This window comes from Streptomyces sp. NPDC007164 (assembly GCF_040634135.1).
GTDB classification, from domain to species: domain Bacteria; phylum Actinomycetota; class Actinomycetes; order Streptomycetales; family Streptomycetaceae; genus Streptomyces; species Streptomyces sanglieri.
The window spans coordinates 1-12,165 of the sequence record NZ_JBEYFB010000009.1 but is presented as its reverse complement, the minus strand read 5'-3'; the positions used below and the strand labels follow the sequence as shown (position 1 = coordinate 12,165).

The 12,165-nt window shown below is 70.4% G+C and carries 7 protein-coding genes; 5 read left to right on the top strand and 2 right to left on the bottom strand.

From position 1 onward, the window contains the following. The first annotated feature begins 9 nt into the window (after positions 1 to 9). The 4 genes from pepN (ABZ622_RS14720) (at position 10) to ABZ622_RS14705 (ending at position 8,733) form a co-directional block, all read left to right on the top strand. Positions 10 to 2,631 (top strand): aminopeptidase N, encoded by a 2,622-nt coding sequence (gene pepN, locus ABZ622_RS14720; RefSeq protein WP_360543004.1) that lies wholly within the window; start codon positions 10 to 12, stop codon positions 2,629 to 2,631. A gap of 207 nt (positions 2,632 to 2,838) precedes the next feature. Continuing rightward, positions 2,839 to 3,924, top strand: a complete 1,086-nt coding sequence (locus ABZ622_RS14715) for a hypothetical protein (RefSeq protein WP_360543002.1) — start codon at positions 2,839 to 2,841, stop codon at positions 3,922 to 3,924. Between the two features lie 275 nt (positions 3,925 to 4,199). Then, a complete protein-coding gene (locus tag ABZ622_RS14710) occupies positions 4,200 to 7,514 on the top strand; it encodes a S8 family serine peptidase (protein WP_360543000.1) in 3,315 nt (1,104 codons plus the stop codon). 190 nt (positions 7,515 to 7,704) lie between these two features. Further along, a complete protein-coding gene (locus ABZ622_RS14705; RefSeq protein ID WP_360542998.1) occupies positions 7,705 to 8,733 on the top strand; it encodes an aspartate-semialdehyde dehydrogenase in 1,029 nt (342 codons plus the stop codon). 74 nt (positions 8,734 to 8,807) lie between these two features. Here ABZ622_RS14705 and ABZ622_RS14700 read toward each other — a convergent pair whose 3' ends face one another. Beyond that, the gene (locus tag ABZ622_RS14700) at positions 8,808 to 9,155 is read right to left on the bottom strand and encodes a type II toxin-antitoxin system PemK/MazF family toxin (RefSeq protein ID WP_360542996.1); all 348 of its coding nucleotides are present in this window, start codon (positions 9,153 to 9,155) and stop codon (positions 8,808 to 8,810) included. Next, complete coding sequence (locus ABZ622_RS14695; protein ID WP_360542994.1) at positions 9,142 to 9,372, bottom strand: ribbon-helix-helix protein, CopG family; 231 nt, start codon at positions 9,370 to 9,372, stop codon at positions 9,142 to 9,144. The genes ABZ622_RS14700 and ABZ622_RS14695 overlap by 14 nt, the downstream gene beginning before the upstream one ends. 99 nt (positions 9,373 to 9,471) lie before the next feature. On the opposite strand from ABZ622_RS14695, the gene pepN (ABZ622_RS14690) reads away from it, so the two are divergent. After that, positions 9,472 to 12,048 (top strand): aminopeptidase N, encoded by a 2,577-nt coding sequence (gene pepN, locus ABZ622_RS14690; protein ID WP_360542992.1) that lies wholly within the window; start codon positions 9,472 to 9,474, stop codon positions 12,046 to 12,048. The last annotated feature ends 117 nt before the right edge of the window (positions 12,049 to 12,165 follow it).

The window sequence follows — 12,165 nt, the reverse complement described above, 5'->3', positions numbered from 1 at the left end:
AGTGTGCCCGTGCCCGGTGAGAACCTGTCCCGCGACGAGGCCCGCGAGCGGGCCGAGCTGCTCAGCGTCGACGGCTACGAGGTCGATCTCGATCTGCGTTCCGCCGTCGGCGGGCCCGACGGGGACGGGGACGCCGCCTCCGGTCCGCGGACCTTCCGCTCGGTGACCACGATCCGCTTCCGCAACGCGCGGGCGGGGGCGTCGACCTTCGCGGATCTGGTGGCGCCGGCCGTGAACGCGGTGACGCTGAACGGGCGGCCGCTCGACCCCGCCACCGTCTTCGACGGCACCCGGGTGGCGCTGGACGAGCTGCCGGAGGGCGAGAACGTCCTGGTGGTCGACGCGCAGTGCGCGTACAGCCGGACCGGCGAGGGCATGCACCGGTTCGTGGACCCCGAGGACGGCGAGGTCTACCTCTACACGCAGTACGAGCCGGCCGACTCGCGTCGCGTCTTCGCGAACTTCGAGCAGCCCGATCTGAAGGCCCCCTTCCGCTTCCAGGTGACGGCGCCCGAGAGCTGGACGGTCTGGAGCAACGGGGCCGAGGAGTCCCAGGACGGCGAGGTCCGGCGGTTCGCCGAGACGAAGCCGATCTCCACGTACATCACGGCGGTCGTCGCCGGTCCGTACCACTACGTGACGGACTCCTACAGCCGCACCTTCGAGGACGGCACGACGCTGGAGATCCCGCTCGGCGCGATGTGCCGCAAGGGCCTCGCCCGGCACTTCGACGCGGACGACGTCTTCCTGATCACCAAGCAGGGCCTGGACTTCTTCCACGACAACTTCGACTACCCGTACCCGTTCGGGAAGTACGACCAGGCGTTCGTGCCCGAGTACAACCTCGGCGCGATGGAGAACCCGGGCTGTGTCACGTTCCGCGAGGAGTACATCTTCCGCGGCAAGGTGACGCAGGCTGCGTACGAGAGCCGGGCCAACGTCATCCTGCACGAGATGGCCCACATGTGGTTCGGGGACCTCGTCACCATGCAGTGGTGGGACGACCTGTGGCTGAAGGAGTCGTTCGCCGACTTCATGGGCGCCTTCACGATGGTCGAGTCGACCCGTTTCGAGGACGGCTGGGTCACCTTCGCCAACAACCGCAAGTCCTGGGCGTACCGCGCCGACCAGCTGCCGTCCACCCACCCGATCACGGCCGACATCCGTGACCTGGAGGACGCCAAGCTGAACTTCGACGGCATCACGTACGCCAAGGGCGCCTCGGTGCTGAAGCAGCTGGTGGCGTACGTGGGGCGGGAGGCGTTCCTGGAGGGCGCGCGGCGCTACTTCAAGAAGCACGCCTACGGCAACACACAGCTGGGCGATCTGCTGTCGGTGCTGACCGAGACCTCGGGGCGGGACATGGCCGCCTGGTCGCGGTCGTGGCTGCAGACCGCGGGCGTCAACTCGCTGACCCCGGTGGTGACGTACGACGCGGCGGACCGGATCACGGAGCTGGCGGTCCTCCAGGAGGCGGCCGAGTCGCACCCGGAGCTGCGGCCGCACCGGGTCGCGGTCGGCCTGTACCGGCGGGCCGCCGACGGCGACCTGGTGCGGTACGCCCGCGCCGAGGTCGACGTGGCCGGGCCGCGCACGGTGGTCGGGGAGCTGGCGGGGGCCGAGCGGCCCGAGCTGATCCTGGTCAACGACGACGACCTCACGTACTGCAAGGTCCGCTTCGACGAGGTGTCGCTGGCCACGCTGCGGGCGCACCTCGGCGACATGACCGACCCCCTGGCACGGGCGCTGTGCTGGTCCGCGCTGTGGAACATGACCCGGGACGGGCTGATGCCGGCCCGCGACTTCGTCTCGCTGGTGCTGGCCTTCGCCGGACGGGAGTCCGACATCGGTGTGCTCCAGATGCTGCACGCCTGGACCCGGACCGCGCTCACGCAGTACGCGACGCCCGGGTGGCGCGAGGAGGGCGGCCGGGCGCTGGCCGAGGGCGCGCTGCGGGAGCTGCGGGTCGCCGCGCCGGGCAGCGAGCACCAGTTGGCGTGGGCGCGGTTCTTCGCGTCGGTCGCCGACTCGGAGGCGGACTTCCGGCTGCTGTCGGGGCTGCTGGACGGCTCGGCCCGGATCGACGGGCTCGACGTCGACCAGGAGCTGCGGTGGGCGTTCCTGTCCCCGCTGGCCGCGCACGGGGTGGCCGACGAGTCGGCCATCGACGCCGAACTGGCCCGCGACGACACGGCGTCCGGCAAGCGGCACCAGGTGCGGTGCCTGGCCTCGCGGCCCTCCGCCGCGGTCAAGGCGCAGGCGTGGGCGGGCGTCGTGGAGTCGGACGCGCTGTCCAACGCGCTGGTCGAGGCGACGATCGCGGGCTTCACGCAGTCGTCGCAGCGGGAGCTGCTGGCGCCGTACACAGGCAAGTACTTCGACGCGATCGAGCGGGTCTGGGCCGAGCGGTCCATCCAGATCGGGGTGATCGTGGTCAAGGGCCTGTTCCCGGCGCTTCAGGACGACCCGGCGACGCTGGCCGCGACGGACGGATGGCTGTCCGCCCACGCAGACGCGGCGCCGGCGCTGCGCAGGCTGGTGGTTGAGGCCCGGGACGACCTGGCTCGGGCGCTGCGGGCGCAGGTGTGCGACGCGGGTGCGGCGGAGGCCGGGGCGGCGGCCGGGATCTGAGGATGCGGGGCGGGTGGGGCGGGGCAGGCGTGTCCCGGTCCTGCCCCGGCCCCTGCCCCCGCCCCTGGCCCGCGCGGCTGTCGGAAGGGGGCGGGCCGGGCCTTTTCGGTCGTCGAACGCGCGTACTTTAGGACGGCGTTGTCCTGAATTGTCGACGAGCGTGTAACAGGGGTTAGCGCCGCCACGCCGTGCGGGATACCCCGGAACATGACCAAGAACACCCCACCCTCCGCCGCCTCCCCCTGCCACCCCCGCATCACCGCCGATCTCCGGCAACGCGTGCTGTCCGCAGCGCAGTTGAAGACGCGTGGCGTGTCCGTCGCGGAGGCCGCCGCGCGCTGCGGGGGCGACGGACCGTGGCAGCAGCCGTTGCCCGGCGTGTACGTACTGCACCCGGAACCGCCCACCGGCGAGGAACGGCTGCGCGCCGCCCTGCTGTACGCCGGCCGGCCACCGGCCTCCGGCCGCCGGAGCGTACCGGCGCAACCGGGCCCGGAGGCGGACCCGGAGTCCGGGTACGGCGAGGCCATGATCACCGGGCTCGCCGCGCTCGCCCTGCACGGGTTCACCACCGCCCCGCCGCCCGCACCGGCGGACGCCGTCGACGTACTGGTGCCGCGCACCCGGCGGCTGCGCTCGGTCGGGTACGTGCGCCTGGTGCGCTCCGCCGGAACGCCCCGCGCCGAGCAGCTGCGCGGCTTGCCCGTGGCCCCGGCGGAACGGGCGCTCGCGGATGCGATCGCCGGACTCGGGGATCCCCTGGCCGTACGCGGGCTGCTCATCGAGGCGGTGCGCGGCGGGCACTGCGAACCGGCCGTCGTGGTCCGCGAGTTGAGCCGCGCCAAGCTGCTGGGACGGCCCCAGGTGGTGGCGGCCGTCGACTCCTTCCTCGCCGAGGGCCGGGCGCTGGCGGAGGGCCGGCTCTACGACCTGGTGCGGACGTACGACCTGCCGGAGCCGTTGTGGAACGTGGAGCTGCGGCTGCCCGGCGGCCCCCTGCTCGGCGGGGTGGACGCCTACTGGCCCGAGCAGGCGGTCGCCGTGGAGCTGGACACCAGGGCGCCGCGGCGCGGCGGGCCCGGGAACGGCCGGTACCGGGAGGAGCACGAGGCCCGGTGGTCCGCGTGCGCCGCCCGGCGGGAGCACCTGGAGCGGCTGGGCATCACCGTCGTCCACCTCACGCCGAGGAAGCTCCGCGACGCGGGCGAGCAGCAGGCGGTCGTGGTGCGTACGGCGCTGATGGCGGCGGCCGACCGCGAACCGGCCGCGCAGGTGATGGTCCTGCCGCGTTGAGCCGCGCCCCGTGGTGATCCTGCCCCGTCCGGACGGAACCACCGGGACGGAACCATCAAGACGGAACCGCGAAAGCGGGACCGCGGAGAACGGCGGAGCGGGTCACAGGCGCCACTTATCCACCACTTCATCCCTGATGGCGCATCAGTACCGGTGGCGGGATTCTGCCATGTCCTCATCTCGCCCCCTCCAACTCTCCACAAACCCCTGTCATTTACGAAAGGGTGAGCGGTCATCCGGTACCGAATTCCGGACTCTCTCTTTCATATCCAGGGATGCTGATGACCACCGAGTCCCCCAGTTCCATACCCGGGGCGAGACGCGCGGCCCGAGTCGCGGCTGCCGCCGGTCTGGTGGCCGCACTGGCCGCCACCGGCGTCGCCCCCGTCTTCGCCGCCGACGCCCCCGACACCGCACCCGTCAAGTCGGCCGCCGCCGAGGACGCCACGGCGAACAAGCTCGGCACCAACGACGAGCAGCTGCTGGCCAAGGCCAAGGCCAAGGGCCAGAAGAACGTCACGATGATGGTCGCCACCGCTCCCGGTGCGACCGAGCAGGTCGCCAAGCAGCTGGACGCCGTCAAGGGCTCCGTGCTGGGACGCGCCTACGACAAGCTCGGCTACGTACGGGCCACCGTGCCCACCGCGACCGCCGACGCGACCATCAAGGCGGCCGCGAAGCTGCCGTCCGTCCACGGCATCGATCTCAAGCAGGAGATCAAGCTGGACGACCCGACGCCGACCGCGGACCGGGCGACCGGCGCCAAGGTCAGCACCAGGTCGACCGGTTCCTACCCGGCGCCCGGCAAGAAGACCCCGGCGAAGAACCCGTACAACCCGTCCTTCGAGACGGGCGCGGTCGACTTCGTCCAGCAGCACCCGAAGGCCGACGGCCGCGGGGTGACCATCGGTGTTCTCGACTCGGGTGTCGACCTCGGCCACCCGGCGCTGCAGAAGACCACCACCGGTGCCCGCAAGATCGTCGACTGGGTGACCGCGACCGACCCGGTCAGCGACGACGACGGCACCTGGCTGCGGATGACGGACGCCGTGTCCGGCCCGACGTTCACGTACAAGGGCAGCACGTACAAGGCGCCCGAGGGCGACTACCGGATCAAGCTGTTCGCCGAGTCCGCCACCAAGGGCGGCGACATGGCGGGCGACCTGAACCGCGACGGCGACACCACCGACGTGTGGGCGGTGCTCTACGACCCGGTCACCGGCACCACCCGCGTCGACCTGAACAGCAACGCGGACTTCTCCGACGACGCGGTGCTCAAGCCGTACAAGGAGAAGCACCAGGTCTCCTACTTCGGCAAGGACGACCCGCGGACCGATGTCGTCGAGCGCATCCCGTTCGTCGTCGAGACCCGCAAGGACGTCGTCTACAACGCGGCCGGCGACACGTCCGACTTCGTCAGCATCGGTGTCATCGAGAGCGAGCACGGCACCCACGTCGCGGGCATCACCGCCGCGAACGGCCTGTTCGGCGGCAAGATGAACGGTGCCGCGCCGGGCGCGAAGATCGTCTCCTCGCGTGCCTGCACCTGGGACGGCGGCTGCACCAACATCGCGCTGACCGAGGGCATGATCGACCTCGTCGTGAACCGCGGTGTCGATGTCGTCAACATGTCGATCGGCGGCCTGCCGCCGCTCAACGACGGCAACAACGCCCGCGCCGAGCTCTACAAGCGGCTCGTCGACATCTACGGCGTCCAGCTGGTCATCTCGGCCGGCAACGACGGTCCGGGCGTCAACACCATCGGTGACCCCGGCCTCGCCGACCACGTGATCTCCGTCGGCGCGTCGATCTCCAAGGAGACCTGGGCCGCCAACTACGGCTCCAACGTCACCAAGAAGTACGACATGCTGCCCTTCTCCTCGCGCGGTCCGCGTGAGGACGGCGGCTTCGCGCCGATCCTGACCGCTCCGGGCGCGTCCATCAACACCACCCAGACCTGGCTGCCCGGCGGCCCGGTCAAGGAGTCGGGCTACTCGCTCCCGGCCGGCTACTCCATGCTGCAGGGCACCTCGATGGCCTCGCCGCAGGCCGCGGGCGCCACCGCGCTGCTGCTGTCCGCCGCGAAGCAGAAGCACATCGAGCTGCCCCCGGCCGACCTGCGCTCCGCGCTGACCAGCACCGCCACCCACATCAAGGGTGTGCCCGCGCACGCCCAGGGCTCCGGTCTGATCGACATCGTCGGCGCCTGGAAGCAGATCGAGAAGCAGGGCACCCCGGCGCACGAGTACTCGGTGAAGGCCCCGGTCGACACCGCGATCGACTTCGCGCTGAAGACCCCCGGCTTCGGTACCGGCCTGTACGACCGCGAGGGCGGCCTGAAGGCCGGCCAGAAGAAGTCGTACGACGTCACGATCACCCGCACCACGGGTCCGGACAAGGCCGTCAAGCACAAGCTGTCGTGGAAGAACAACGACGGCACCTTCAAGCTGACCGGTCCGAGCACCGTCTCGCTGCCGCTGGGCAAGCCGGTCACCGTCAAGGTCCAGGCGAAGCCGGGCAGCGCGGGCGTGCACAGCGCGATCCTGAAGGTGGACGACAGCAGGACCGCCGGGGTGGACCAGCAGATCCTCACCACGGTGGTCGTCTCCACGAAGCTGGTGAAGCCCGGTTACGCGTTCAAGGCGTCCGGCTCGGTGCAGCGCAACAGCACCACGTCGTACTTCGTGACCGTGCCGGAGGGCGCCAAGACCCTTGAGGTCGCGATGAGCGCGCTGCGCTCGGGCAGCCAGACCCGCTTCATCTCCCTCCACCCGTACGGGGTGCAGATGGAGGACAGCGGAACGCCGTTCTGCTACCCGAACTACGAGAACCCGGCCAACACCTGCCGTCCGGACGTGCGCTCCTACAAGGACCCGCAGCCGGGCGTCTGGGAGATCGAGGTCGAGGCACGGCGCACGTCGCCGCTGCTGGACAACCCGTACAAGCTGGATGTCTCGCTGCTCGGCGCCACCTTCGACCCGGCGGTGCAGACCATCGCCGAGGCGAAGATCGGCACCCCGGCCGCGGTGAACTGGAAGGTCACCAACAACGCGGGCCCCCTGGCGGGCGCGCTCAAGGGCGGCTCACTGGGCTCGGCCAAGGTCGACAAGCCGTCGATCAAGACGGGCGACCAGCAGGAGTTCACGGTCACCATCGGTGAGGGCGTCGAGAAGCTGGACGTCAACATCGGCGGCACGGCGGACGCCAACGCGGACCTGGACCTGTACGTCTACCGGGGCGACACCGAGGTCGGCAAGTCCACCACGGCGGGCTCCGAGGAGGCCGTCAGTCTGGCGAAGCCGGCCGCCGGCACGTACACCGTCGTGATCGACGGCTACGACGTCCCGGCCGGCACCACCACGTACGACTACCGCGACGTGTACTACACGCCGTCGCTCGGCACGATCAAGGTCGACGAGTCGAAGGCCGTGAACCTGGCCAACGGCGCCTCGGCGCAGATCGGTGCCGAGGTCTCGGTCGCCGCCGCGGCCCCCGAGGGCCGGCAGTTCTTCGGCGAGGTCCACCTGGTGAACGGCAAGGGATCCCCGGCCGGCACCGGCAGCGTCGTGATCGAGAAGGTCACGAAGTAACGGTCACCGTGTGATCCGTACAACAGGCACGACGGTGGGGCGGGCGCTCGGCAGAGCTCCCGCCCCACTGCCGTGTGCCCGGCCGCGCGGGCACTGTCCGTACCCCGGACAATGGATTGGACAAGAAAGCCGTGGACATACGCATCATGGAGCGGCAACCGTCTCAGTTCGTACGTTCGAAGGAGTCCCCGTGAAGGTCGGAATCGTCGGCGCCACCGGTCAGGTCGGCACAGTCATGCGCAGCATCCTGGCCGAGCGGAAGTTCCCGGCCGACGAACTGCGGCTGTTCGCCTCGGCGCGTTCCGCGGGCTCGACGATCGAGTGGGAAGGCCGGGAGATCACCGTCGAGGACGCCTCGACGGCCGACTACACCGGGCTGGACATCGTGCTGTTCTCGGCCGGTGGCGCCACGTCGAGGGCGCTCGCCGAGAAGGTCGCCTCACAGGGTGCCGTCGTGATCGACAACTCCTCCGCCTGGCGCAAGGACCCCGAGGTCCCCCTCGTCGTCTCCGAGGTCAACCCGCACGCGATCGCCGACCGGCCCAAGGGCATCATCGCCAACCCGAACTGCACCACGATGGCCGCCATGCCCGTGCTGCGCCCGCTGCACGACGAGGCCGGTCTGCAGACGCTGACCGTCGCCACCTACCAGGCGGTCTCCGGCTCCGGTCTGGCCGGCGTCGCCGAGCTGCACGGCCAGGCGTCCAAGGTCGTCGCCGAGGCCGACCGGCTCACCCACGACGGCGGGGCCGTCGAGTTCCCCGAGCCGAACGTCTACAAGCGCCCGATCGCCTTCAACGTGCTGCCGCTGGCCGGTTCGATCGTGGACGACGGCTCCTTCGAGACCGACGAGGAGCAGAAGCTCCGCAACGAGTCCCGCAAGATCCTGGAGATCCCGGAGCTGAAGGTGTCCGGCACCTGTGTCCGGGTCCCGGTCTTCTCCGGTCACTCGCTCCAGGTCAACGCCCGTTTCGCCCGCCCGATCAGTGTGGAGCGCGCGTACGAGCTGCTGAAGGACGCGCCGGGCGTCGAGATCTCCGAGATCCCCACCCCGCTCCAGGCGGCCGGCCAGGACGCCTCCTTCGTCGGCCGGATCCGGGTCGACGAGACCGTGGAGAACGGCCTCGCGCTCTTCGTCTCCAGCGACAACCTGCGCAAGGGCGCGGCGCTGAACGCGGTGCAGATCGCGGAGCTGGTCGCGGCGGAGCTGAACGGCTGACGCCGGACGGACACGGGAAAGGGCGGTCACCGGGCAGTCCCGGTGGCCGCCCTTTCGCATGCGTCCGATATCCGTCAGAGGACGAGGTGGCGTCGCAGGGCGGCGTCGATCTCGGCCATGCGCTGGCGGGGGACGGCGCCGACATGTCGGAGGAACCGCTCCTGAGCCATCGCACGCACCTGCTCGCACTGCACCTTGGAGTCCTTCGACAGGCCGCACTCCGCCGCGGGAAGCAGCACCTGGAAGGGATAGACACGCGATGTGTTCGACGTCAGCGGCACCACGGTGATCACACCGCGCCCCGTCCTGGAGACGACAGCGTTGGCCCCGTCGTTCGAGACAATCACCGACGGACGGGCTTTGTTCGCCTCACTGCCCCGCACCGGCTCGTACTCGACCAGGTAGATGTCACCGCGCCTCATCGGTCAGCCCATCCCCCGAGAACTTGTCCCAGAACGCGGCGTCCTCGCCGGCGTCCCATTCCGCGAACGCCGCCTCGTAGTCGGCCTCCAGATTCGAGGCACGCAACAGCTCGATCGCGGCGTGTATCACCGCGGACCGGGAGTCCGCCTCGGTCTTCGTGGCGTACTCGTCGACGAAGGCGACATCCTCCTGCGGCAGGCTCACACTAATCTTCATACCATCGATGCTACCGCAGTGGCTCACCCGTGGCCACTCCGCTTCGGCGCCCGACGTGGAAGGATGACCGGAAACGTCACATACCAAGGAGATGACCGCGTGCCTGGCACGAATCTGACCCGCGAAGAGGCACAGGAGCGGGCGCGCCTGCTGACCGTGGACGCGTACGAGATCGATCTCGACCTCTCCGGAGCGCAGGAGGGCGGCACCTACCGGTCCGTGACCACCGTGCGCTTCGACTCCGCCGAAGCCGGTGCGGAGACCTTCATCGACCTGGTCGCCCCGGCCGTGCACGAGGTCGAGCTGAACGGCAGGTCGCTGGACGTCGCGGCCGTGTTCCGCGACTCGCGCATCGCGCTGCCGCACCTGGTCGCGGGCTCCAACGAGCTGAAGGTCGTCGCCGACTGCGCGTACACCAACACGGGCGAGGGCCTGCACCGCTTCGTCGACCCGGTCGACCAGCAGGCGTACCTCTACACCCAGTTCGAGGTGCCGGACGCCCGCCGGGTCTTCGCGAGCTTCGAGCAGCCGGACCTGAAGGCGACGTTCCGGTTCACCGTGACGGCTCCGGAGGGCTGGACGGTCATCTCGAACTCTCCGACGCCCGAGCCGAAGGACAACGTCTGGTCCTTCGAGCCGACGCCGCGCATCTCGTCGTACATCACGGCCCTGATCGTCGGCCCGTACCACTCGGTGCACAGCAGCTACGAGAAGGACGGCCGGTCCGTCCCGCTCGGCATCTACTGCCGTCCGTCGCTGGCCGAGTTCCTCGACGCCGACGCGATCTTCGACGTCACCCGGCAGGGCTTCGACTGGTTCCAGGAGAAGTTCGACTACGACTACCCGTTCGCCAAGTACGACCAGCTCTTCGTCCCGGAGTTCAACGCGGGCGCGATGGAGAACGCGGGCGCGGTCACCATCCGCGACCAGTACGTGTTCCGTTCGAAGGTCACGGACGCCGCGTACGAGACGCGCGCCGAGACCATCCTCCACGAGCTGGCCCACATGTGGTTCGGCGACCTGGTCACCATGGAGTGGTGGAACGACCTCTGGCTGAACGAGTCGTTCGCCACGTACACCTCGATCGCCTGCCAGGCGTACGCCGAGGGGTCGAAGTGGCCGCATTCCTGGACCACGTTCGCCAACTCCATGAAGACATGGGCGTACCGCCAGGACCAGCTGCCCTCCACGCACCCGATCATGGCGGACATCCGTGACCTGGACGACGTGCTGGTCAACTTCGACGGGATCACCTATGCCAAGGGCGCCTCGGTCCTGAAGCAGCTGGTGGCGTACGTCGGCATGGACGAGTTCTTCAAGGGCGTCCAGGCGTACTTCAAGGCGCACGCGTTCGGCAACACCCGGCTGTCCGACCTGCTGGGCGCGCTGGAGGAGACCTCCGGCCGCGACCTGAAGACCTGGTCGAAGGCGTGGCTGGAGACGGCGGGCATCAACATCCTGCGCCCGGAGATCACCACGGACGAGAACGGCCACGTCACGTCGTTCACCGTGCTCCAGGAGGCCCCGGCCCTCCCGGCCGGCGCCAAGGGCGAGCCGACGCTGCGGCCGCACCGCATCGCCATCGGCTGCTACGGACTCGACGGCTCCGGCAAGCTGGTCCGTACGGACCGGATCGAGCTGGACGTCGACGGCGCGCGCACGACCGTGCCGTTCCCGGCCGGTACCGCCCGCCCCGCGGTGATCCTGCTCAACGACGACGACCTCTCGTACGCGAAGGTCCGGCTCGACGAGGAGTCGCTGCGGGTCGTCACCGAGCACCTAGGCGACTTCGCCGAGTCCCTCCCCCGCGCCCTGTGCTGGGCCTCCGCCTGGGACATGACCCGCGACGGCGAGCTGGCCACCCGCGACTACCTGGCCCTGGTGCTCTCCGGCATCGGCAAGGAGTCGGACATCGGCGTCGTCCAGTCGCTGCACCGCCAGGTGAAGCTGGCGGTGGACCTGTACGCGGCGCCGGAGTGGCGCGAGGCCGGGCTGACCCGGTGGACCGAGGCCACGCTCGCGCACCTGCGCGCGGCGGAGCCGGGCAGCGACCACCAGCTGGCCTGGGCCCGCGCCTTCGCGGCGACGGCCCGCACCCCGCAGCAGACGGACCTGCTCCAGTCGCTGCTCGACGGCCGGGAGACGATCGAGGGCCTGGCCGTCGACACCGAGCTGCGCTGGGCGTTCGTCGAGCGGCTCGCCGCGACCGGTCTCCTCGAAGAGGACGAGATCGCCGCCGAGTACGAGCGTGACAGGACGGCGGCGGGCGAGCGCCACGCGGCGACCGCCCGCGCGGCCCGCCCCACCGAGGAGGCGAAGGCGGAGGCGTGGGCCTCGGTCGTCGAGTCCGACAAGCTGCCGAACTCCCTCCAGGAGGCGGTCATCACCGGCTTCGTCCAGACCGACCAGCGCGAACTGCTGGCCCCGTACGCGGAGAAGTTCTTCGCCGCGGTCAAGGACGTCTGGGACTCGCGCAGCCACGAGATGGCCCAGCAGGTCGCGATCGGCCTCTACCCGGCCCTCCAGGTCTCGCAGGCCACCCTGGACGCCACGGACGCCTGGTTCGCCTCGGCGGAGCCGGGCGCGGCCCTGCGCCGCCTGGTGTCGGAGTCCCGCTCGGGCGTGGAACGCGCCCTGAAGGCCCGCACGGCCGACGCGGCGGCGGCGACGGCGTAACGACCGCCCTCCCGCCCGCCCGGGGCCGGGCGCGGGCGAGCAACCCGGATGGTACGGCGGCGATGTGGGTGAGAGACCGCCTGGACGGGCTGTGGCGTGACGAGGACTTCACCGACT